This window comes from Gordonia westfalica (genome assembly GCF_900105725.1).
Lineage (GTDB): Bacteria > Actinomycetota > Actinomycetes > Mycobacteriales > Mycobacteriaceae > Gordonia > Gordonia westfalica.
The window spans coordinates 970,905-993,366 of sequence record NZ_FNLM01000036.1 but is presented as its reverse complement, the minus strand read 5'-3'; the positions used below and the strand labels follow the sequence as shown (position 1 = coordinate 993,366).

Genomic DNA, 22,462 nt, shown 5'->3' with positions numbered 1-22,462 from the left:
GTGGAGGCCGGACTCTACAGCGGTCAGCCGAACTCGAGCGCGACGAGCTGCCAGCGGTATTCGACCTGACCGAGGCCCGTCCGGACACCGGCACGCGGATCGGCCCCGCGCACACGACACGGCTTGCGCTCGACGCGCCCGGCGAACGCCCGGATGCGCCCGCCGCTGGTGAAGGAGCCGAAGACCTCGGCGGCGCTGATGTCGCACAGCTGGACGTGGACGCGATGGAGGAGCGTACCGCGCATGGGTGTCACCCCTGGTGCACCCGCGGTTTCGGCGACGCGAAAGGCGTCGTGGCGGACCAGTGCTGCCACTTGATCGGCGATCGCCGGCGACACGGAGTCACCGAGATGTGCGATCCCACGACGGCGGTCGATGACCTCGAAGAGCAGTCGCGACGTGGCGATGGTGAACCGCCGGGCCTCCCCCGCGGCGGCCACGGTCTTGCGCGAAGGCCCTGCGCCGGGGCGGGGCCGCGGGAACACGGTGCGCACCCGGACGGTCCCGGCACTCGCAGGCCCGGCGCCCACGGCGCCGGTCCCGGCCGGTTCATAGGTCGGCGCGGGCCGTACCCGAACCCGCGTCGTCTGTACGCCGGCGGGCGGAGCGGAGATGAGTGTCTGCATGGGGATTGGACGCAGCCACTCCCCTGTCAGGTTCCATTCACACCCGAGATTTTTTCAGCGGCGCTGCTTCTTGGCCTTCGGCGGCTTCGGACGGCTGCCCTTGGTGTTCGCCCGCTCGGCCGCACGACGCTCGCGACGGCTCGCCGACTCGGAGGCACCGGACAGTTCCTCCTCCTCGGAGTGGACTACCGTGCCGCCACCCTCGTCCGGTCCGGAGAACGTCATCGGCACATCGCCGTTCGAGGCCCCGGAACCGCGGAGTGCCGCGGGCACCTGCGAACCGGAGTCGGCCGGTACCGGCGCGGGTGCACCGGCGCCGACCGCTGCACGCAGGTCGGCAGCGGTGGGCAGGGGCGCCGCAGGAGCGGGCTGTTCGGTCTGCACCTGGGCGTTGAACAGGATGCCGAGCGCTTCCTCCTTGAGGCCTTCGAGCATGCCGTTGAACATGTCGAAGCCCTCGCGCTGGTACTCGACCACCGGGTCGCGCTGTGCCATCGAACGCAGGTGGATGCCCTCGCGGAGGTAATCCATCTCGTACAGGTGGTCGCGCCACTTGCGGTCGAGGACGCTCAGCAGGACGCTGCGCTCGAGCTGGCGCATCGCACCCTCGCCGGCGATCTCGTCGATGGCCTTCTCACGCTTGTCGTAGGCGGCCTTCGCGTCGGCCACGAGGGTCTCACGCAGTTCGTCGGCCGAGATGTCGTCGCGCTCACCGTATTCCGTCTCCCCGACGACCGCCTTGGGATCGAGGTCGATCGGGTACAGGGTGCGCAGGGCGGTCCACAGCTCGTCGAGATCCCAGTCCTCGGCGTAGCCCTCGGCCGTGGCGCCCTCGACGTAGGCGCTGACCACGTCGTCGATCATCTGCTTGACCTGCTCGTGGTGATCCTCGCCCTCGAGGATCTGGCGGCGCTCGGCGTAGATGATCTTGCGCTGCTCGTTCATGACCTCGTCGTACTTGAGGACGTTCTTGCGCATCTCGAAGTTCTGCTGCTCGACCTGCGTCTGAGCGCTGCGGATGGCCTTGGTGACCATCTTGGCCTCGATCGGCACGTCGTCGGGCAGACGGCTCATGATCGCCTCGAGCGCACCGCCGTTGAAGCGGCGCATCAGCTCGTCGGCGACCGACAGGTAGAACCGCGACTCGCCCGGGTCGCCCTGGCGGCCCGAGCGGCCGCGCAACTGGTTGTCGATACGACGGGACTCGTGCCGTTCGGTGCCGAGCACGTAGAGACCGCCGGCCTCGCGCACGGCCTCGGCCTCGTCGGCCGCCTCGGTGCGAGCGACCTCGATGGCCTCGTCCCAGGCCGCCTCGTACTCGTCGGGCGTGTGAACCGGGTCGAGCCCGGCCTTCCGCAGTCGGGTGTCGGCGATGATGTCCGGGTTGCCGCCGAGCACGACGTCGGTGCCGCGGCCGGCCATGTTGGTGGCCACCGTGACCGCACCGAGGCGACCGGCCTCGGCGATGATCTGGGCTTCCTGCTCGTGGAACTTCGCGTTGAGGACGCTGTGCGGGACCTCGCGCTTCTTCAGCTGCCGCGACAGGTACTCCGACCGCTCGACGCTGGTGGTACCGATGAGCACCGGCTGGCCGATCTCGTGACGCTCGACGATGTCGTCGACGACCGCGGCGAACTTGGCCTCTTCGGTCTTGTAGATCAGGTCGCCCTGGTCCTTGCGGATCATCGGACGGTTGGTCGGGATCGGCAGCACACCGAGCTTGTAGATCTGGTCGAACTCGGCGGCCTCGGTCTCGGCGGTACCGGTCATCCCCGACAGCTTGTCGTAGAGACGGAAGTAGTTCTGGAGGGTGATCGTGGCGAGAGTCTGGTTCTCGGCCTTGATCTCGACGCCTTCCTTGGCCTCGATCGCCTGGTGCAGACCCTCGTTGAAGCGGCGGCCGTCCAGCACACGTCCGGTGAACTCGTCGACGATCATCACGTCGCCGTTGCGGACGATGTAGTCCTTGTCGCGCTGGAACAGCTCCTTGACCTTGATGGCGTTGTTCAGGTAGCTGACCAGCGGCGAGTTGGCGGCCTCGTACAGGTTGTCGATGCCGAGGCGGTCCTCGACGAACTCGACACCCGCCTCGTGCACGCCGATCGTCTTCTTCTTGATGTCGACCTCGTAGTGGACATCCTTCTCGAGCAGCGGCGCGATCCGCGCGAACTCCGTGTACCACTTGCTCGAGCCCTCGGCGGGACCCGAGATGATCAGCGGGGTGCGGGCCTCGTCGATGAGGATCGAGTCGACCTCGTCGACGATCGCGTAGGAGTGGCCGCGCTGGACGAGATCAGCGAGCGAATGCGCCATGTTGTCGCGCAGGTAGTCGAAGCCGAATTCGTTGTTGGTGCCGTAGGTGATGTCGGCGGCGTAGGCCTCCCGGCGCGCGGCCGAGGACATGCCGGTGAGGATCACCGCGGTCTCGAGGCCGAGGAAGCGGTGCACGCGTCCCATCCACTCCGAGTCGCGCTTGGCGAGGTAGTCGTTGACGGTGACGACATGGACGCCGTCGCCCGACAACGCGTTGAGGTAGGCGGGCAGCACACAGGTGAGGGTCTTGCCCTCGCCGGTCTTCATCTCGGCGATGTTGCCGTAGTGCAGCGCCGCGCCGCCCATGATCTGCACGTGGAAGTGCTTCTGGTCGAGCACGCGCCACGCCGCCTCGCGGGCCGTCGCGTAGGCCTCGGGCAGCAGTTCGTCGAGCGTCGCGCCGTCGGCGATACGTTTCTTGAACTCGTCTGTCTTGGCTCGCAGTTCGGCGTCGGAGAGCGCTTCGAACTCGTCGGAGAGCGCCTCGACGTGCGACGCGATCGCGTCGAGTCGCTTGACCATGCGGCCTTCGCCGACACGCAACAGCTTGTTCAGCACCGTGGATCGAGTCCCTCACCTGTAGAAAACACACGGAATCCGGCCCGTGCGAACGCACAGACCGGATCCCATGTTAGCGAGGTGAGCTGAGCAGACCCTGATCGACCGGCACGAAACCGCGGACTTCATCTCTTCGGATTCGTCCCGGCCACCGGCGGGAGCGGCTCAGCCCGCGTTCAGGTCAGCCGTATGAGGCCGTAGTCGAACGCATGCCTGCGGTACACCACCGACGGTTTGTCGGACTCCTTGTCGTGGAACAGGAAGAAGTCGTGCCCGACGAGTTCCATCTCGTAGAGCGCGTCGTCGACGGTCATCGGGACCGCCGTGTGCTCCTTCACACGCACGATCTGACCTGGTGTGTGATCGTCGGCGTCCTCGTCCCATTTCCCGCGTCTGGTGGACTCGAGCATGCCGGGATCACCGACGTGCCCATCCACCGTCAACTGGTTGTCGCGAAGCAGCGGCGCACCTATCTCGGTGGCCTCCGCCACCGAGATCGGGCGACGGTTTCCGTGGTGCACGCGGCGGCGGTCCTTCACCCGGCGCAGGCGGGACTCGAGCTTGTCCAGCGAGCGTTCGAGGGCGGCGTAGAAGTTCTCACCGCAGGCCTGCGAACGCACGATCGGGCCCTTGCCCTTCGCGGTGATCTCGACTTGCTGACAGACCTTGGACTGTCTCCGGTTACGTTCGTGGTTCAGCTCGACGTCGAATTGGTAGATCGTCGGATCGAAGCGCTCGAGACGAGCGAGTTTGTCGCCGACGTAGATGCGGTAGTGGTCGGGTATCTCGACGTTGCGGCCGCTGAACACGAGCTTCGCTGTGGGCTCGGCAGGTTCGTCCGAGTCCTCGGTTCCGGGCGGACGGACGAACGCGAACTCCGGGTCGAAGGAGTCGGTCTGGGCGGGTTGGTGATCGGGCTCGAGGCCCTCTTCCACTGTCGGCCTTGCGTCCGCGATCTTGGGTTCGCGCTGGCCTTTGCGGTGGATGACTGTGGACATTCAACTACCTCCTGAATTGTTCCCGGAGCGGTTGGGTCATCGTGATCTGTTGTCGCACCGATGATTTGATCGACACCGAGGATGCGTCCATGCCAGCTGACAGCTGGCACTCATCGACAGGGGCATCACCTCCCGACTGAGCGTCGTCTGCGGTGCGGGGACCTATTGTCCTCCCGGCAACCTGATGTACCCACGACCGTAGTCGCAAGTTCGGGTATCGGCCACGTTTTGCACGGCCGAGTCGGACATGTCGGGACAAGTGGGGCACGAGGACCCATCAGGGGGTGATCCCAAGGTCTCGACACATGGGCCGCCCCGGCCGGATCTGTCCACAGCCGGCACGCCGTCGCCGGGTTCGGCCCGGAGCCGGGCCTAGGGTCGGGACATGACCTGGCGGCAGGTGCCGGCCGCGGCGGCAGATCTGGTCTTTCCCGTTGTCTGCGGCGGCTGCGGGCGCCCGGGGACGCCATGGTGCCGGCGCTGCGAGACCGCGTGGCACGACGCCCCCGTTGCCGTCCGTCCGCGCATTCCGCCGGGTGTTCCGGTGTGGGCACTCGGCCGCTACCGCGGTCCTCACCGACAGGGGATCATCGCGGTCAAGGAACACGATCGGCGTGATCTGATCCCGCCGCTGGGCGTCGCACTCGCCCACGCCGTGCGGGTCCTCGCGGGCTGGGGCGAGATGCCCGACGCGGATCACCTGGCGCTGATCCCAGCGCCGACGCGGCGGATGAGCGCCCGGCGTCGGGGCGGCGACCGGGTCACCGCGATCGCCGGACACGCGGCTCCCCTACTCGGGTCGCGGGTCGTCGTGGCGCCGCTGCTGGTGACGGCGGCAACCGCCCGCGACTCCGCCGGACTCGACGCCCGCTCGCGGGCCCGCAACCTCGCGGGCGCGGTCCGCCTGCGCGCCGGCCCCCGTCCACCGCCCGGCGCCCCGGCGCTGCTGATCGACGACGTGATGACCACCGGTGCCACCGCAGCCGAGTCGGTGCGCGTACTGCGCGCGGCCGGGATCGGGGTCGCGGCGGTCGTCGTCCTGGCCGCCGCCTAGGACGACACGGCCGCCCGGGAGATCAGGGCAGGACCGGGATCGCCCCGGCGATCATGGCCGGCTCGACCTCGGTCCAGTACTGATCGGGCTGCCCGTTGTTGCTGCCGAGGCGCAGCACGCCGCGCTGGTCCCCGACATAGATGGTCGACGCATTCGCCACCACCGCCCGCACCGGCGGGGACACGTTGCCGCTGAGCAGGCCGACCGCCGGAGTGCCGTTGATCGACAGCTGCACGACCGGCGATTCAGGGGCCTCGCGCGCGATGACGAGGGTCGTCGGCGACGCCCAGTCCAGCGACACCGCACGATTGCCGATGTTGTAGGCCGCGATCCGGGGGCTGGTGAGCGACACCTGCCCCTCGGCGTTCGTCGACAGCACCGCGAACACGATCTGCCCGCCGACGACGAGCGCGGCCCGGACGCCGTCCGGGGCCACCTGCATCTCCGTGATGGCCCCGCGGGCCACGGTCGGGATCGACGACGCCTCGACCGGGACGGTCTGGGTGCCGTCGTCCTCGCGCTGCCACTGGATGGGCTTGCCGTCGACGACGACCCACACCGAGTTCTCGTCCGCACCGAAGGACGGCCGGGTGATCGACACGCCGCTGACGATAGGTCCGACATCGCCGCCGTAGTCGCCGATCACGCATTCGAGCCGGCGGTCGGCGCCCACCGCGCGGACCGCGGCCACCCGCGCGCCGTTGTCGGAGATCGCCGCCGTCCGCACGTCACGCGACGATCCGAGCGGACCCCGCACGGGCACCGTCGCGGTGTCGGTCACCGCGCGCAACGCACCACCGGTGACGATGTTGAGTCCCACGTCGGTGGACGGCACCGCGTTCGGGTCGAAGGAGCGGACGTCGGCGGGCTGCCACCCCGACGCACGTTCGGCGGCCAGCGGCGCACCGTCGGCGTCGATCACGTACGGCCCCGAGATGTCGGCGCCGTCGAGGGTCCAGACGATCTGTGCCGCCAGGACCGTACGGTCCCTGCTCGACGCGTTGCCGATGCCGTTGAGATCGATGCGAACCCCGCCACCGGCCAGGCCCACGACCGGTCCGCGCAGCGTGGCCCCGCTCGGGAATCCGCTGTCGACGGCCGCGGACAGATCGGCCGCCGGCCCGGCGATGAGCCGGTTGACCAGAACGGTGGGATCGGTCGCCTGACCCGCGTAGAACCAGCGCGGGTCCGGGACGAGTCGTCGGCCGGTGCGGTCGGAGTAGTACAGCGAGACCGGACGGTAGGTGTTGTCGAACTGGTCGCGGTCGATCATCGTCCCGTTCGGCAGCGGCCCGTCGATGCGCCACTGGTCGCCCTGACGGGTCAGGCTGATGCTGGTCTCGACCCGGCCCGACGCCGGGAGCAGCTGTCCGTCGGATTTCAGGGTGCCGACGTTGTCGCCGGTCAGCCTCATGCGCACGGCATCCTCGTTGCGCTGATCGACGAAGATGCTGATCTCGTCGAGGATCAGCGCGTCACCGCGGTCGTCCCATTGCTGAGAGGCCACCGGGGTGAGGAAGGCGCGCGCGGCGTCGTGGCCGGAATCGGGGTCCACCGTGGACTTCAGGAACGCCCGCACGAGGGCCTCCGGGTCCATGTCCGGCTGCGGCACCGGAGCGGCGTTGGTCGCGCCCTCCCGCTGGAAGGACTTGATGGGTTGTGGTGACGAGTCGTTCGGGATCGACCCGCACGCGGACACCACGACCATCGCGACGATCGCCATCGCGACGGCGATCACCAACCCGAGAACACCCCGCCGGGGATGTTCCGGACGTCGTACCAAGCTCATTCGGTACCAGCCTCCGCGCCTGGTGTTCGGCTACTCGTCTTGGCGGCGGCCCGGGGCACCGAGCCGACGGATTTCAGCGGCAGCGGCGAACCGAGCACCTTGTGGCCGCGCACCAGGGGCACGGTCAACCGGAAGCACGCGCCCTTGCCTGGTTCGCCCCACGCCTCGAGCCGGCCCTGGTGGAGGCGGGCGTCCTCGATGCTGATGGCCAGTCCGAGACCGGTGCCGCCGGAACGCCGGAACCGCGACGGGTCCGAGCGCCAGAACCGGTTGAACACCAGCTTCTCCTCCCCCGGCCGGAGCCCGATGCCCTGATCACGCACGGTGATCGCCACCGCGTCGCCATCGGACCGCATCGTGAGGGTCACCGGCTTCCGCTCACCGTGGTCGATCGCGTTGGCGAGCAGGTTCCGCAGAATCCGTTCGACGCGACGGGGATCGATCTCGGCCAGGACCGGTTCGGCCGGCAGATCGAGGACGAGCTCGGTCCCGGTCTCCTCCGCGAGATGTCGCACGGTGGCGAGCGCGCCGTCAATCGGGATCGCCATGTCCATCCGCTCGGCGGCCAGCTCGGCCATACCGGCGTCGTGCCGCGAGATCTCCAGCAGTTCGTTGAGCAGGGTCTCGAAGCGGTCGAGTTCCTTGTCCAGCAGCTCGACCGAACGCTTCCGGACCGGATCGAGATCGTCGCGACCCTCGTAGAGAACATCCGAGGCCATCCGCACGGTCGTGAGCGGCGTCCGCAGCTCATGACTGACGTCGGAGGTGAACTGGCGCTGCAGGCCGCCGAACTCCTCGAGGTGGGTGATCTGTTTCGACAGGCTCTCGGCCATGTCGTTGAACGACATCGCGAGCCGGGCCATGTCGTCCTCACCGCGCACCGGCATGCGTTCCTTGAGGCGGCCGTCGGCGAAGCGGACGGCGATCCGGGACGCCGACCGCACCGGGATGACGACCTGCCGCGAGACGAGCCAGGCGATCGCCGCGAGCAGACCCAGCAGCACGATGCTGCCGGTCAGCAGGGTGCCGCGGACGAGGTCGACGGTGTTCTGTTCGGCGGTCAGCGGGAACACCAGATACAACTCGAGACCGGGGACCGACGAGTTGGTGGGCGTGCCCACGATCAACGCCGGCGCATGTCCGCCGGAACCGTCGGGAACCTGCGTGTACTGGTAGGCCACCTGTCCGCCACGGACCATGTCGCGGAGGTTCGACGGCACCTCGGCGGTCGGGCCGACGCCGCCGGACGCGCTGCCCTCCGAGGAGCCGGGAACGAGCAGCACGGTGTCGAACGCTCCGACGGTGCCGGAGGGCTGTCCGGAGTCGGCATCACGATCGGTCAGCAACGAGCGCGTCTGCCGCAACCGGTTCTGGACGGACATGTTGCCCGCGCCGCTGGACAGGTCGCGTTCCACCGAGATGCGGGCGCGGTCGATCTCTTCGGTCGCCGCGGCCAGCTTCACATCGAGGAGACGATCGGTGATCTGGGAGACGAGCACGAAACCGAGGATGAGGAGCACGACGACCGACAGCAGCAACGTCGACGCCACGACCCGTAACTGCAACGAGCGCCGCCAGATGTGCCCGAAGGCACGTCCGACAGCGCCGGCAGCGCGGGTGAGGCGTCCGAAGGTGCTGTTGACCCGTCGTCTGGATCGACCGATCACGGCGGGCCGGCCTTGTAGCCGACCCCCCTCACAGTCAGAACGACCTCAGGGTTCTCCGGGTCGGTTTCGACCTTCGCGCGTAGACGCTGGACATGCACGTTGACGAGTCTAGTGTCCGCCGGGTGGCGGTAGCCCCACACCTGTTCCAGCAGGACGTCGCGGGTGAAGACCTGGCGCGGCTTGCGTGCGAGGGCGACCAGCAGATCGAACTCGAGCGGGGTGAGCGAGATCGGCACGCCGTCGCGGGTGACCTTGTGCGCGGGCACGTCGATCTCCACCGGGCCGATCGAGAGCAGTTCGGCCGGTTCCTCGTCGGTGCGGCGCAGGCGGGCGCGCACCCGTGCGACGAGTTCCTTCGGCTTGAACGGCTTGACCATGTAGTCGTCGGCGCCGGATTCGAGACCCAGCACGACGTCGACGGTGTCGGACTTCGCCGTCAGCATGACGATCGGGACACCCGAGTCGGCGCGCAGCACACGGCACACGTCGATGCCGTTCATGCCCGGGAGCATGAGGTCGAGGAGCACGAGATCCGGACGGATCTCCCGCACCGCGGTGAGTGCCTGCGTTCCGTCACCGACCACGAAGGGTTCGAAACCCTCACCGCGCAACACGATCGTCAGCATCTCGGCGAGAGCGGCGTCGTCGTCGACGACCAGGATGCGAGGCTTCATGTGTTCAATGGTGACACCATCGTGATGAAAGCGTGGTGAATGACGCGCCGGAGGAGGACGTTCCGGCCTGATTGGTCCCACCTCATAGACTCCTCCGCGTGGGTCAGTTGATTGCGGTGGAGGGCCTCGACGGCGCCGGTAAGAACACGTTGGTCACCGGTCTCGTCGAGCGCTGGACGTCGTCGGGTCTGCGCGTCGCGACGTTCACCTTCCCGCGCTACGGGCAGTCGGCGACCGCCGACATCGCCTCCGAGGCGCTGCACGGTGCACACGGCGACCTACGTGACAGCGTGTACGCGATGGCGCTGCTCTTCGCGCTCGACCGGGCCGGGGCCGCCGCGGACATCACCGCGGCAACCGAGGCCAACGACATCGTCATCCTCGACCGCTACGTCGCGTCCAACGCCGCCTACAACGCCGGACGTCTGGACCAGGGAGCCGACGGCGAGGTCGTGCGCTGGGTCGCCGATCTCGAGTACGGTCGGTTCGCCATGCCCGTACCCGACCGGCACGTCCTGCTGGGGGTGCCCGCCGAGGTGGCGATGCAGCGGGCCCGGAGCCGGGCCGCCGGTGACGCGAGCCGGACCCGCGACGCCTACGAACGCGACAGCGACCTGCAGCGCCGCGTCGACGCGGTGTACCGCCGGCTCGCCGAGGACAACTGGACGTCGCCGTGGCATCAGTACGACGGCGAGGACGTCACCGCGCTGGCCGATCTCCTGAGTCGCTGACCAGACCGTATTCCCCGACCGCAGGGCACCCCCGCAGGCGTCATTCGGACGAACGCCGCCCGGACGACCGGTCGCTGCCGTCGTCACGACACTTCGCTAGCCTGAATCAATGACTGCGGAGGGGGACGCATGACCTTTCAGCCACCACCGCCCGGTGGTGCACCGCCGCCGTTCGGGCCCGGCCGGCCCGGATACGGCCCGCAGGGTCCCCGTCCCGGCGGGCAACAGCCGGGTGGACCGTATCCCGGGCAGTATCCTCCCGCGTCTGGGCCGCGACCACCCTACGGCCCGTACGGAACTCCTCCCCCCTACGGCGTCCCGGGACCGGGCCCGCACGCACCGGGTGGCGGTTACGGAGGCCCGGCCGGACCCCAGGGTCCCTACGGTCCCCCACCACCCCGACGCAACACCGGCGCGATCGTCGCGTGGATCACCGGCGGGGTCGCAGCGATCGCCCTGGTCGCCCTCGTCGCCACCCTCGTGGTGACGACCTCCGGACCGGACGAATCGTCGGTGGCGACCGGCGCGAGCACCTCGTCCAGCAGTTCACCGAGCACCTCGCCCGGTGGTTCCACGAGCGCCGAGGACACCTCTGCCCCCGAATCCGCCGACTACGCGTCGATCGCCCAGATCCGAGCGGCTCTGCAGAACTACGTGGCGGCACGCAATGCCCGTCACGTCGTGCGCATGAAGGCGGCGGTCTGCACGCAGTCGCGCGACCGCATCACCGGCCCGCCGCCCACCGACGACGGCATCATCGTGCTCGACGGGTTCCTCGGGACCGTGTTCGACGGCAACGTCGCACAGTCCGAGGTCGTGTCGCATCTCGAGAAGGGCAGCAGGCGCACCGAATCCGAGAAGTCCAAGGAGCGGTTCCTGAAGGAACGCGGCTCGTGGATCTACTGCCCCGACGCCGAACCCGACATCGGCACCTGATTCCGAAAACGCCGCAAACCCACCCTTTTTCGGCATTTCCACCCCCGCTGAGGGTGGTGGATCTGCCGAAAAAGGGTGGGTTTGCGGAGGGGGTTCAGCTCAGTAGCGGTAGTGCTCCGGCTTGTACGGACCCTCGACGTCGACGCCGATGTACTCGGCCTGCTCCTTGGTGAGCTTCGTCAGCTTTCCACCGAGCGCCTCCACGTGGATGCGCGCGACCTTCTCATCGAGGTGCTTGGGCAGACGGTAGACCTCGTTGTCGTATTCGTCGTTCTTGGTCCACAGCTCGATCTGCGCGATGACCTGGTTGGAGAAGCTGTTGCTCATCACGAACGACGGGTGGCCGGTCGCGTTGCCGAGGTTGAGCAGACGACCCTCGCTCAGCACGATGATCGACTTGCCGTTCTCGAAGATCCACTGGTCGACCTGCGGCTTGACGGTGATCCGCTTGGCGCCCGAACGCTCGAGGCCGGCCATGTCGATCTCGTTGTCGAAGTGTCCGATGTTGCCCAGGATGGCCTGGTGCTTCATCTGGCGCATGTGGTCGAGTGTGATGATCCCGAGGTTGCCGGTCGAGGTGATGACGATGTCGGCGTTGCCGATGGCCTCTTCGACGGTGACGACGTCGTAGCCGTCCATCAGGGCCTGCAGCGCGTTGATCGGGTCGATCTCGGTGACCTGGACGCGGGCGCCCTGGCCGGCCAGCGATTCCGCGCAGCCCTTGCCGACGTCGCCGTAACCGCAGATCAGGACCTTTTTGCCGCCGATGAGAACATCGGTGCCGCGGTTGATCCCGTCGATCAGGGAGTGGCGGGTGCCGTACTTGTTGTCGAACTTCGACTTGGTGACCGAGTCGTTGACGTTGATGGCGGGGAACGCCAGCTCACCGGCTGCGGCGAACTGGTAGAGCCGCAGCACGCCGGTGGTGGTCTCCTCGGTCACGCCCTGGACCGACTCGGCGATCGTGGTCCACTTGTTCTTGTCGGACTCGAAGCGCTTGCGGAGCAGCTCGAGGAAGACCTGGTACTCGGCCGGGTGATCGTCCTCGGCGGGCGGCACCACGCCGGCCTTCTCGAACTCGGCACCGCGCAGCACCAGCATGGTGGCGTCGCCGCCGTCGTCGAGGATCATGTTGGCCGGCTTGTCGGCCTCGGGCCAGGTCAGCATCTGCTCGGCGGCCCACCAGTACTCCTCGAGGGTCTCGCCCTTCCATGCGAACACCGGGACGCCCTTCGGCTCGTCCGGGGTGCCGTGCGGCCCCACGACGATCGCCGCGGCCGCGTGATCCTGGGTCGAGAAGATGTTGCACGACGCCCAGCGAACCTCGGCGCCGAGCGCGACGAGCGTCTCGATCAGCACGGCGGTCTGGACGGTCATGTGCAGCGATCCGGAGATACGAGCACCCTTGAGCGGCAGGACATCTGCGTTCTCGCGACGCAGCTCCATCAGTCCGGGCATCTCGTGCTCGGCGAGCTCGATCTCCTTGCGGCCGAAGTCCGCCAGGGACAAATCGGCCACCTTGTAGTCGATCCCGTTACGGGTGTCGGCCTTCAGCTCGTCCTGAGCAGTCGTCATCTGATCCCCTTGTCGTTCGCGTCGGACGCCGCGTGCGCAGCGCGATATGCGTTCGATCCAGGCTATCGGACCGCGCCCGCCGAGCCCATGGTCAGGTGCCGGGCCCGGCGTCTTCGGCCGCGACGCCCGCCGTTCCGACGTCCTCACCACGCTCACGCCGGGCGAAGACCGAATGGCGGTATCCGTAGGCGAAGTAGACGGCGACGCCCACCGCCATCCACACCACGAATCGGATCCAGGTCTCGACGGACAGGTTCAGCATCAGCCACAGGCAGGCCAGAATCGAGAGGATCGGGACGAGCGGGACGAACGGCACCCGGAAGCCGCGCTCGAGATCGGGCCGGGTGCGGCGGAGGACGATGACCCCGACACTCACCAGCACGAACGCGAACAGGGTCCCGATGTTGACCATCTCCTCCAGGGTGCCCATCGGGAAGAACGCGGCCAGCACCGCCGAGATGACGCCGACGACAACGGTGAAGCGCACCGGTGTGCCGCGTCGTCCGGTGTGCGCCAACGCGCGGGGCAACAGACCGTCGCGCGCCATGGCGAACCCGACGCGGGTCTGACCGAGTAGCAGCACCATCACGACCGTCGTCAGGCCGGCGAGTGCCCCCAGGTCGATCACCCAGCCGGCCCAGGTCACCCCGTTCGCCTCGAACGCCGTGGTGAGCGTGGATCCCGTCACCTCCCCGGTCACCGGGTCGGTCTTGTCGGCGAGCTCCGGGTACGGGACCATCCCGGACACGACGAGGCTGACGGCGACGTAGAGAACGGTCACGATCGCGAGCGACGCCAGGATGCCGCGCGGCATCGCCTTCTGCGGATTCCTGGTCTCCTCCGCGGTCGTTGCCACGACGTCGAAACCGATGAACGCGAAGAACACCAGCGACGCGGCGGCCAGGAGGCCGTACCAGCCGAAGGTGCTGCCCTCGGCTCCGGTGATCGCCGAGAAGAGCGTCTGGTGCAGACCGGTGTCCCCCTCGCTGGGGCCCGCGGGCGGCGGCACATAGGGGTCGTAGTTCTTCACCTTGATGTAGAAGGCGCCGACCACGATGACCAGCAGGACGACGAAGACCTTGATGGCCGTGATGACCAGGGACACCCGGGACGACAGCTTGGTGCCGAACGCGAGCAGGACCGTCAGCACGGCGATCAGCAGCACCGCCCCCCAGTCGAAGCCGATCGAATCGGTCAGCTGTACCGACGCCGACGAGCCGATGATGTTGCCCAGGTAGAGCGACCACCCCTTGGCGACCACCGACGCGGCCAGGGCGAATTCGAGGATGAGGTCCCAGCCGATGACCCAGGCGATGAACTCGCCGAAAGTCGCGAACGAGAACGTGTACGCGCTGCCGGCGACGGGAACCGTCGACGCGAACTCCGCGTAGCAGAGCGCGGCGAGTGCGCACGCGATCGCGGCCAGCACGAACGCCAGCGACACCGAGGGGCCGGCGAGATTGCCGGCGGTGCGCGCGGTGAGCGTGAAGATGCCGGCGCCGACGACGACCGCCACACCGAAGACGGTGAGATCCCACGCGGTCAGATCTCTGCGGAGTTTGGTATCCGGTTCGTCGGTGTCGCTGATCGACTGCTCGACCGACTTCACGCGCTTGAACGGATTGCTCATCGCTGCCTCCTCGGGCCGAGGTGGCGCACACCCCGCGATCGTTTCAGGCTATCGAACCCGGGGGTCGACACATGCCGAACCCGCATCGCGGGTCACAGGAGCGACCGAGGTTCGGGTGATGCAGATCAGGTGTCGCGCGTCGGGTGCGGTTGCGCCGCCCGTTCCTCGTCGTCACGGACGAGGTCGGGGTCCTCGAGCAGGCCTTCGACCTCGGGGTGGCGATTCAGGAAGATGATGCTCGCGACGAGCCCTCCCCACACGATTCCGATGGAGATGAGGAGCATGACGATGGCGATCCCACTCATCAGACGGTCTCCTTACTGGTCTTGAGATCGGCTCCGCGAACCCCGTCGGGCAGTGGTGGCCACGGCAGGAAGTCGGGGTCGTCGCGGCCCTTCCACGAGGGCAGGGAGAGGCCGACTGCGGCGACGACGACGAGGGCGATGGTTCCCCAACCGAAGACGTTGATGTACCAGGTGGGATACCCCTCGTATCCCTCGTCGATCACCGACCACACCTTCTGCACGAGCATGATCGTCAGGAATACCGGTGCGACCACGCCGACCAGCCCCAGCCAGACCTTGCCCACCTTGAACGTCGACACCGCATTGAGGTGGTGGCGCAACATGTCTCCGCGCCGCAGCACCCAGATCAGGATGATCGCCATCAGGATGGCCGAGGAGACCACGCCCACGTTGTTGGCGAACATGTCGACGGTGTCGAGGGCGATGAGACCCGAGGTGGTCGAGAACAATCCGACCGAGATGAGGCCGCACACCACCGACACGCCGACCGCGGCCTTGGTCCGGGACAGACCCCATTTCTCTTGGATACCCGCGGAGACACCGATCATCAGCGAGATCAGCGAGGTGAAGCCGGCGATCACCAGCGAGCCGAAGAACAGCATCCCGAAGAATGCCGCGCCCGGCATCTCCGAGATCACCGCCGGGAACGTCACGAACGACAGGATCGGTCCGGTGAGGCCTTCCAGGTCGGACACCGCGACCTGCTGCTGGTAGGCGAGGAATCCCAGTGCGGAGAAGACGCCGATGCCGGCGAGGATCTCGAACGAGGAGTTGGCGAAGGCCACGACGAGACCGGAGCTGGTCATGTTGGCCTTACGCCGCTGGAAGGACGCGTAGGCGATCATGATGCCGAATGCGATCGAGAGCGAGAAGAAGATCTGACTGTAGGCCGCGATCCACACGTCGAGGTCTTTGAGCGCCTCCCACTTCGGGGTGAACAGGGCGTTCAGGCCGTCGACGGCACCGGGCAGCGTGATCGCGCGGATCACCAGCCCCGCGAAGCCGACGAACAACAACGGGATGAAGACGATGTTGACCTTCTCGATGCCGTTCGCGACACCGAGCAGCAGCACCGCGAGAACGGCGAGCCACACGACGATCAGCGGCAACGCGACGCCACCCACGATCGTGGTGGATACACCGGGATCGCCGACCTTCAGGTACTCGCCGGTGAAGAAGCCGGCCGGATCGTCGCCCCAGCTCTGGTTGAACGAGAAGAAGAAATAGCTCAGCGCCCAGGCGATGACCGCCGCGTAGTAGACGCCGATGACGAACAGCAGACCGGTCTGGAACCAGCCGAGCGCCTCGACCGGCTTCTTGATCCGCCGAAACGACAGCGGCGCGGTCCCGCGGAAACGATGGCCCACGGCGTAGTCGAGGAAGAGCACTGGGATGCCCGCGGTGAGAAGAGCGACCAGATACGGGATGAGGAATGCCCCACCGCCGCTCTCGTAGGCGACGCCCGGGAACCGCCAGATGTTTCCGAGTCCCACCGCCGATCCGATCGCGGCGAAGATGAAACCGGAGTTCCGGGTGAAGGTCTCCCGTTGTCCTCCGGCGGCGTTCGCAGAAGTCACTGCTTCCTCCTCGTCGAGCGCTGGATGCTCGAGACACCGGTGCCCGAGGACTGTCGGATTCCGACGCTATAGCAACGAGCCGTTCCTCTGCGGGTGTTGCGGTCGGCCTGTCGGAATGCCGTCGAGGAGTTGCACACCGAGCCGCGAGCGACGACGACGGGGACCCCGCGTGTTCGCGGAGTCCCCGTCGGGTCGACTCACTCAGCCGAGCGAGCGGAATCCGCTTGCGAGCGAGGAGTCGGCGTCCGACATGGTGCGGCTGGCGTTGCTGACACCGGACTGCAGCGACTGCAACGACTCCCGCGACTGCGTGAAGATGCGGTCGAAGTTCAGCTGTGCGTCGAGGTAGGCCGCCTTCGCTTCGGCCGAGCTCCAGTTGCCGTCGAGCGCAGCGATCTGGTTCTTGAGCTGCGTGTTGAGGGCGTCGAGCTCGGCGAACGCCCGCTGCAGTCCGCCGCTGAGGTCACCGAGTGCCGCGAAATCGTAGTTGATGGTCATTGAGGTCCCTTTCGAAGAGGCAGAGCAGGTCAGACGGTGATGTTGAGGCCACCGGCGGCGGCGGCGTCCTGGTCTTCGTAGCCGGCGAAGCCGTTGGTCAGCTGTGCCTTGATCTGATCGAGGAGCTGATTCATCGTGGTCGCGGCCTTGTTCCAGTCGGTGTGGGTGCCGTCGAAGGCCACGCCCGCCTTGCCCTGCCACGTCGGGGTCGCGTTCGACGCGTGCCTGGCGATCACCCCGATCGTCTCCTTCATGTCCGCGACGATCCCGCCGACCGCCGCCGCGGTGGCCTGGCCCTCCGCGACATCGATCTTCACTCCGGCGCCGCCTGCTCCGGGCAGATTCAACATGAGTTTTCCTCCTGTGTAACGGCACCGATCGGCGATGCCCCCGTTGGTATCCGTGACACAGATACCCCTGACAGTTGTTCTCCGCGGCGGTCTGGACCGCGGAACCCCCCGATGCGGATCATGCCGACCACGTCCCGTCGGGGAGGGTCTCGATCAGCAGGCGCACGGCCTGCGCGATCCGATGACCCGAACCCGGCGAGAGGGTGGTCCACACCCGACCGTCCGGAGACTTGCTGGGACTCGAGACGAGTCGACCCCTTGCGGTGTCGAAAACGGCCAGAGCGCCAGAAGATCGAGAGAATCGTCCGTCCTCGTTCGAGGAGGCGACGATCTCGGTGCGCACTCGACACGAGCCGAGCGCCGCGGATATGACGACGGCGTCGGACAACGGCGCGCCGAGCGTGTACAGCGCGTCGGTGATCTCGGTGTTCGTCGAACATTCCCCGAGTCTTTCGACGAGTTCATCGGTCGGCGCACTGAACGCGGTGAATTCGCACTGTGCCGAGTCGTCGAACCGCGAACGGACGAGGTCACCCAGGTCGTCGACTTCGGTGACCTCGACGACGGAGAGATCGAGCCGATCGCCGACACGTTCGGCCAGGACGTGCTCATATCCCCTGCGCGCCAGACATATCCGGCGCACGCCGGATTCGGCGAAGGAACGCATCTCGATCTCGCGCTGCGGCTGGGACAGGACACGGAGGACCGTGGCCAGCCACGGCCCGGGCTCGTCGTGGTCCACCAGGTCGAAGGTCGCGATGTCCGCATCCCGCTCCCGGTCGGCCGGCGAAGGCGCGGACTCGTCTTCCGCGTCGACAGGCATGTCGAGGACCACCGGCCACGTCTGCACACCGTAGCGATCTCCGAGACGGCGGAGCACGGCCGCGTCGAGGGTGACGGCGTCGCGGGTCGTCGGCATCATGCGCGGTCCCCCGGATTCCCGAGCAACAACGTCTCCGACAGATACCGCGGATCGACCTTCGCCGATTCGGCATCCGGCGCCGAGACATAGTGAGCCGCAGGACGATCCGAAGTCTCGATGTCGGCCCAGGTGAGCGGTGCGTCCAGGCTGTCCGACGCTCGGGCGAGACCCTCGTCGGGGTCGGACGCACCGGCGTCGACGGAAACGCCGCGGATGGTGGCGCCACGATCTCCGGCCGCCGACATCCCGGGTGCCAGCGGCGGCGGCACACCGGGCCCCGGAGCGGCAGCTGAACCAGCGGGCGCCGCAACGGGTGTCGCGGACGGGGATACCGCACTCGCCACGACCGTCGGGGCATAGCGGAGTTTCTCGGCGGGCGGCGCATACGCACCGCCCAGCCCGCCGAACATCGGCGGCACGACCGGCGTGGCCGGAGGTGCGACGGGCTTGGGTGCCGCCGCCCGTGCCGCTGCGGCCTTCTCCGCGGCAAGCGCCTGGCTCGTCACCAGTTCCGGAGCCCGGCGCGACGACGCCCACGGTTTGCCCACGGGTTCCGCCGCATTCTCGTAGGCCTGCATGACACGAGAGGCGCGCATGCGCTGTTGCACCACAGCACGTTCGGCCTCGGCCGCCGCGCCGGCGATGATCGGCGCCACCGCGGTTGCGGTGGTGGCGATCTCGTGGAGCTTCTCCACGACCTCGACCTCCGCGAGATTGGGCATGTTCAGACGCGCGACGGTTGTGGCCGCGGCCTGGGCCTCCGCCCGTGCCGCATTCTCGATCGCCTCGGTCGCGGTATCGGCGAACCACGGCGCGAACTGGGTGAGACGCTCGAACACCGCACTGGTCTGGGCGGACTGCCAGCTCAGGCCCAGACGCGTCAGCACAGCCGCATACCCGATGCCGGCCTCGCCGACCTCGGCGGCGAGCGCGGTCCATGCGAGTCCCGCTTCGGCCAACGGGGCCGGACCGGGTCCGGCTCCGAGGTCCGTGGCCAGTTGCTCACTGGTACGCAGATCCCAGTTCACCCCGGTGAAGCCGAGTCCTGTCGTGTTCGTCATGGTCCCTCCCTTCGGCGGCCGTGGGTGTAGGTCTCGTGTCTCTCGCAGGCTCGGTTCAGGCCTGGATCCTGAAGGCCGCCGCAGCAGCGGAATCGCTGTCGATGAGTCCGGAGGCCTGCGCACGCAGCGTTGCGGCGATCTTCCGCAACTCGAGAACACCGGTCGCCGTGTCCTTTTCGAACTTCTCGGCGACCGTGGTGAAACTTGCGGCGGATGCGACCGACACCTCGTCGCGCCCCTGGGCCGGCACCGACAGGGCACCCTGCGCCCCGGCCAGCGCGAGCTCGAGCCGATCCGCGATCTTGTCGAGATCGCCTGCAGCCGAGATCAATTCGGCCGGTTCGACGCGAAGCTGTGCGTTGCTCATACTTCCTCGTTTCGTTTCAGACCGGGTACGCCCAGCCGTAGTTCGATATCAGGACTCGAATCGGCGTCGGCCGACTCATCGTGGCCGATGACCGCCGGTGCGACCTCGGGATCGTCACCGACCACCGCACGCCCGTTGTCCTCGGTCACCAGGTAGTCGGGCACGCTGTGCTGACCCTCGGCAGCGCCTGCTCCGCGTGCACCGGCGCCGGCCGCACCCATCGGGGCGCCGCCCATCGGCATCGCCGCCGGAGCCATGGTGGCCGGCCTCGACGCCGCGCCGGAACCGAGGGCAGGCTCGCCGATCGAGAAGTTCGTCGGGACCGTCGGCCGGGACGCGCTCAGCGGCGACATCATGCCTCCGATGCCGCCTCCCCCGCCTCCACCACCGCCTCCTCCGCCACCGGAACCGCCACCGCCCTTGACCTTCGACAGCGGCGTACCGGCAGGTGCGATGACGGGCGAATCCGGGTTGCCGACGTTGAGCATCTTGCTGATCGGCTGCATCAGCGAGCTCGGAAGTTCCATGGCGGTGGAGACCGCCGGAGAGACGGTGTCGAGAACGGTGCCGGCCAGGGTGAACGGAGACTGTCCGGCGGCACCGGTCGGAGCGCCGGTCACGGCGACCGGAGCACCGTTGGCGGTCATGGCCGTCGTCGGGGCGAGTAGCTCGGTCCGCGTCGCGGCGACGACAGCCGTGGCCTGACTCAACCCGAACGACGCGAACCCGATCGCCGTGGTGATCCCGGCCGCGATCAGCGGACTGGTCATCATCGGCACGGCGACCGTGGTGATCTTGGCGACGGTCGTCGCGATGATGGCCTGGACCAGCGCCAGCCCCTTCGCAACTATCGCGGATGCCATCTTCGTGTCGATCGAGATCCCCGACCCCTGAGCGGCGAGGGCGGTACTGTTCGCACCCGCTTCGGTGGTCTTGGCGGCCGCGCCGGCGGCACCCTGCCCGGCCCACAGCTGATCGGCCAGCTTGAGCGCACCCTGGCCCATCGACATCGACGTCTCGAGAACCTTGGTCAGGCTTTCGAAGATGATCGTCGGGTCGAAGCCCGCGCCGCTGAGGTCGCCGGTACCGAAGCCTCCGAGCAGGTCGGTGATCGGCTTGATGAACATGTCGAGATTCGGCGGCTGGATGGGCGGCAGTCCGGGCATCGGCGGCAACGCGGGCAGCACCGGTAGCGCCGGGAGTCCCAGTCCGCCGAGGACATCGGCCACGGTGCGGTCGAGGACCGGACCGAGTGGCGTCGCCTCGATCATCTCCTGCACCGTCATGTGGGTGAGTGCAGGCACATCAGGAACGCCGGGCAGGAACGGGCCTGGCGTCGGGGGCATCGGGGTCACAGCACCGAACGGATGGCGGCCGCACTCGAGGCGTCGACGCCCTCGTACTCGGCGAGCCCCTGGGCCGTCGTGGCCGCGGTCGCGGCATGGACGGCAGCCAACTGCCCGACCGACATGAGGTGGTTCGCCTGCGCGACGATGAACGACGCGAGGAACTCCTGGCCGATGAGGCCGAACACCGGGACCATCACAGCGGTGTTGGCCGCCGCATCGATCGACCCGGCCGTCCCGATGGCGGTCGCCATCGCCGCATTCGTCGCGACGAAGCCTTCGAGCGCTTCGGGCGTCACCTTCACATCCGTCATCACAACCCCCTCATGAGTGCGAGTCTTACTCGAGCGATCAGCCACCGGCACATGCACTGTCATTCACCCGAAGGACGAGCGGAGAGCATGTCGCCGAATGTTTCGTTGAACTCCTCGGTCACGGCCGCCACCCGGGCGTAGACCTTTTGTGCGGCGAGAGCCGAAGTCGTCACGATCGCCTCGCCGAGCCGTGCCGCGCCGAGTTCGTTCGCGCCGTGCTCGAGTCGGAGATCGACCAGCGCCCCCTTGGCATCGACCTCGACGGTCACCAGACCGTCGACCGAGGTGACGCGGGCCGAGATCGCCTGCAGTTTCTCGTCGAACCCGCGCAGACCGTCCAACTGGCGGGCGGCGCGCGCCTCGAGTTCGTCCATGGCCCAGCTCATCGGCGCAACCACGACGTCATGGCGTCGGCTTCCTCGTCGTCACGTTCCTCGGCCGCGGAGAGATCCGCCGGCTTGGGCAGCTTCATCTCGTTGACGAGATCGCGATCGATCCCGGCGGCGAGCAGGTTCTCGCGCAACCGGATTCCGGCCGACATCGCAGCCTGCTTGCAGAGACGCAGGATGTCGGCGGCCAGCAGTTCCGGGTGTTTGTCGAGCTCGGTGGACGCGATGTGGACCGCAACCGGCAGACCTTGAGCCGTCGTCCGGACGGCAAGGGCACCCGACCGCGAACGTGCTTGTGAGAACTGATGTACCGGCGCCCACGGATCGTCGCCGTCGCGCGCATCGTCGGCATGCGTTGCCGTCTCGTCGGTGTAGCTCAAGCCGAACCCCCCTTCACGCCGAATTAGACGCAGACGGGGTCCCTCCCGGTTCCATCGAATTCCCGTTCGATGCAACCTGCTTCCCAGGTGCCGGTTCACCAGGTCATGAAACTGGTCATGACCACGGTGCCGCCCCGCCTCGCACCTGGGGCCAAGTGCCTGATCCTGCCACAACTCGATCAACGCCACCACACGCCGGATACGGTATGTCGAACGCGAGAGTGTGAGATGAACTGTGGATCTCGTCCAAAATCCTCTCATACCCTTGGGTAGACTCGCGTCGACGCTGCCGGAGTCGGTCAGAGTGCAAGCAGATCGTCGCACCGAGGATCGATGCCTCATCGATCCTCGCATGCTGCCGGGGATCCCGCTCACGCACGAACCGCGACTCGCCAGGTCGGC

22 protein-coding genes are annotated in these 22,462 nt (G+C 67.7%); 3 read left to right on the top strand and 19 right to left on the bottom strand.

What is annotated here, in order from left to right:
• Nucleotides 1-23 precede the first annotated feature (23 nt).
• The 3 genes from BLU62_RS30725 to hpf all read right to left on the bottom strand — a co-directional run bounded on the left by BLU62_RS30725 (nt 24) and on the right by hpf (nt 4,495).
• Nucleotides 24-626 (bottom strand): Rv3235 family protein, encoded by a 603-nt coding sequence (locus BLU62_RS30725; RefSeq protein WP_074854196.1) that lies wholly within the window; start codon nt 624-626, stop codon nt 24-26.
• A gap of 54 nt (nt 627-680) precedes the next feature.
• Entirely contained in the window at nt 681-3,497 is a 2,817-nt protein-coding gene (gene secA / locus BLU62_RS30720) for a preprotein translocase subunit SecA (protein WP_074854195.1), read from the bottom strand.
• A 176-nt stretch (nt 3,498-3,673) separates the two neighbouring features.
• The gene (hpf, locus tag BLU62_RS30715) at nt 3,674-4,495 is read right to left on the bottom strand and encodes a ribosome hibernation-promoting factor, HPF/YfiA family (protein ID WP_074854194.1); all 822 of its coding nucleotides are present in this window, start codon (nt 4,493-4,495) and stop codon (nt 3,674-3,676) included.
• 385 nt (nt 4,496-4,880) lie between these two features.
• Between hpf and BLU62_RS30710 the strand changes: the two genes are divergently transcribed.
• Nucleotides 4,881-5,549 carry a ComF family protein gene (locus BLU62_RS30710; RefSeq protein ID WP_074854193.1) on the top strand — a complete coding sequence of 223 codons (669 nt, stop codon included), beginning with the start codon at nt 4,881-4,883 and terminating at the stop codon, nt 5,547-5,549.
• A 22-nt stretch (nt 5,550-5,571) separates the two neighbouring features.
• On the opposite strand, the gene lpqB is transcribed toward BLU62_RS30710, so the two are convergent.
• Genes lpqB through mtrA form a run of 3 tightly spaced genes read right to left on the bottom strand, consistent with a single transcriptional unit; the run spans nt 5,572 to nt 9,679 of the window.
• Nucleotides 5,572-7,338 carry an MtrAB system accessory lipoprotein LpqB gene (gene lpqB / locus BLU62_RS30705; RefSeq protein WP_074854192.1) on the bottom strand — a complete coding sequence of 589 codons (1,767 nt, stop codon included), beginning with the start codon at nt 7,336-7,338 and terminating at the stop codon, nt 5,572-5,574.
• On the bottom strand, nt 7,335-9,005 hold the full coding sequence (mtrB, locus tag BLU62_RS30700) for an MtrAB system histidine kinase MtrB (RefSeq protein WP_074854191.1): 1,671 nt from the start codon (nt 9,003-9,005) through the stop codon (nt 7,335-7,337). Before mtrB ends, lpqB begins: the two co-directional genes overlap by 4 nt.
• Nucleotides 9,002-9,679, bottom strand: coding sequence for an MtrAB system response regulator MtrA (mtrA, locus tag BLU62_RS30695; RefSeq protein ID WP_004023513.1), 678 nt, complete (start codon nt 9,677-9,679; stop codon nt 9,002-9,004). Before mtrA ends, mtrB begins: the two co-directional genes overlap by 4 nt.
• 98 nt (nt 9,680-9,777) lie before the next feature.
• Between mtrA and BLU62_RS30690 the strand changes: the two genes are divergently transcribed.
• Nucleotides 9,778-10,410, top strand: coding sequence for a dTMP kinase (locus BLU62_RS30690; protein ID WP_074854190.1), 633 nt, complete (start codon nt 9,778-9,780; stop codon nt 10,408-10,410).
• A 129-nt stretch (nt 10,411-10,539) separates the two neighbouring features.
• Nucleotides 10,540-11,346 (top strand): hypothetical protein, encoded by an 807-nt coding sequence (locus BLU62_RS30685; RefSeq protein ID WP_074854189.1) that lies wholly within the window; start codon nt 10,540-10,542, stop codon nt 11,344-11,346.
• Between the two features lie 99 nt (nt 11,347-11,445).
• Here BLU62_RS30685 and ahcY read toward each other — a convergent pair whose 3' ends face one another.
• From ahcY to BLU62_RS30620, 13 genes are all read right to left on the bottom strand, one after another.
• Nucleotides 11,446-12,921, bottom strand: a complete 1,476-nt coding sequence (gene ahcY, locus BLU62_RS30680) for an adenosylhomocysteinase (protein WP_074854188.1) — start codon at nt 12,919-12,921, stop codon at nt 11,446-11,448.
• A gap of 91 nt (nt 12,922-13,012) precedes the next feature.
• Nucleotides 13,013-14,551 (bottom strand): amino acid permease, encoded by a 1,539-nt coding sequence (locus BLU62_RS30675; RefSeq protein WP_074854187.1) that lies wholly within the window; start codon nt 14,549-14,551, stop codon nt 13,013-13,015.
• Between the two features lie 125 nt (nt 14,552-14,676).
• The gene (locus BLU62_RS30670; protein WP_074854186.1) at nt 14,677-14,856 is read right to left on the bottom strand and encodes a methionine/alanine import family NSS transporter small subunit; all 180 of its coding nucleotides are present in this window, start codon (nt 14,854-14,856) and stop codon (nt 14,677-14,679) included.
• Nucleotides 14,856-16,433, bottom strand: coding sequence for a sodium-dependent transporter (locus BLU62_RS30665; RefSeq protein ID WP_074854185.1), 1,578 nt, complete (start codon nt 16,431-16,433; stop codon nt 14,856-14,858). Before BLU62_RS30665 ends, BLU62_RS30670 begins: the two co-directional genes overlap by 1 nt.
• Before the next feature lie 201 nt (nt 16,434-16,634).
• Entirely contained in the window at nt 16,635-16,931 is a 297-nt protein-coding gene (locus tag BLU62_RS30660; RefSeq protein ID WP_074854184.1) for a WXG100 family type VII secretion target, read from the bottom strand.
• Between the two features lie 29 nt (nt 16,932-16,960).
• The gene (locus tag BLU62_RS30655) at nt 16,961-17,281 is read right to left on the bottom strand and encodes a WXG100 family type VII secretion target (protein WP_074854183.1); all 321 of its coding nucleotides are present in this window, start codon (nt 17,279-17,281) and stop codon (nt 16,961-16,963) included.
• A gap of 118 nt (nt 17,282-17,399) precedes the next feature.
• Nucleotides 17,400-18,203 carry an ESX secretion-associated protein EspG gene (locus BLU62_RS30650; RefSeq protein ID WP_074854182.1) on the bottom strand — a complete coding sequence of 268 codons (804 nt, stop codon included), beginning with the start codon at nt 18,201-18,203 and terminating at the stop codon, nt 17,400-17,402.
• Nucleotides 18,200-19,264 (bottom strand): PPE domain-containing protein, encoded by a 1,065-nt coding sequence (locus tag BLU62_RS30645; protein WP_074854181.1) that lies wholly within the window; start codon nt 19,262-19,264, stop codon nt 18,200-18,202. The genes BLU62_RS30650 and BLU62_RS30645 overlap by 4 nt, the downstream gene beginning before the upstream one ends.
• 55 nt (nt 19,265-19,319) lie before the next feature.
• The gene (locus BLU62_RS30640; RefSeq protein ID WP_074854180.1) at nt 19,320-19,631 is read right to left on the bottom strand and encodes a PE family protein; all 312 of its coding nucleotides are present in this window, start codon (nt 19,629-19,631) and stop codon (nt 19,320-19,322) included.
• Nucleotides 19,628-20,986: a hypothetical protein gene (locus BLU62_RS30635; protein ID WP_074854179.1), complete on the bottom strand. Its 1,359-nt coding sequence runs from the start codon at nt 20,984-20,986 to the stop codon at nt 19,628-19,630. The genes BLU62_RS30640 and BLU62_RS30635 overlap by 4 nt, the downstream gene beginning before the upstream one ends.
• Complete coding sequence (locus BLU62_RS30630) at nt 20,983-21,291, bottom strand: type VII secretion target (protein ID WP_074854178.1); 309 nt, start codon at nt 21,289-21,291, stop codon at nt 20,983-20,985. Before BLU62_RS30630 ends, BLU62_RS30635 begins: the two co-directional genes overlap by 4 nt.
• Before the next feature lie 59 nt (nt 21,292-21,350).
• Nucleotides 21,351-21,665: a YbaB/EbfC family nucleoid-associated protein gene (locus BLU62_RS30625; RefSeq protein ID WP_074854177.1), complete on the bottom strand. Its 315-nt coding sequence runs from the start codon at nt 21,663-21,665 to the stop codon at nt 21,351-21,353.
• An 8-nt stretch (nt 21,666-21,673) separates the two neighbouring features.
• A complete protein-coding gene (locus BLU62_RS30620) occupies nt 21,674-22,060 on the bottom strand; it encodes a hypothetical protein (protein ID WP_074854176.1) in 387 nt (128 codons plus the stop codon).
• Between the last annotated feature and the right edge of the window lie 402 nt (nt 22,061-22,462).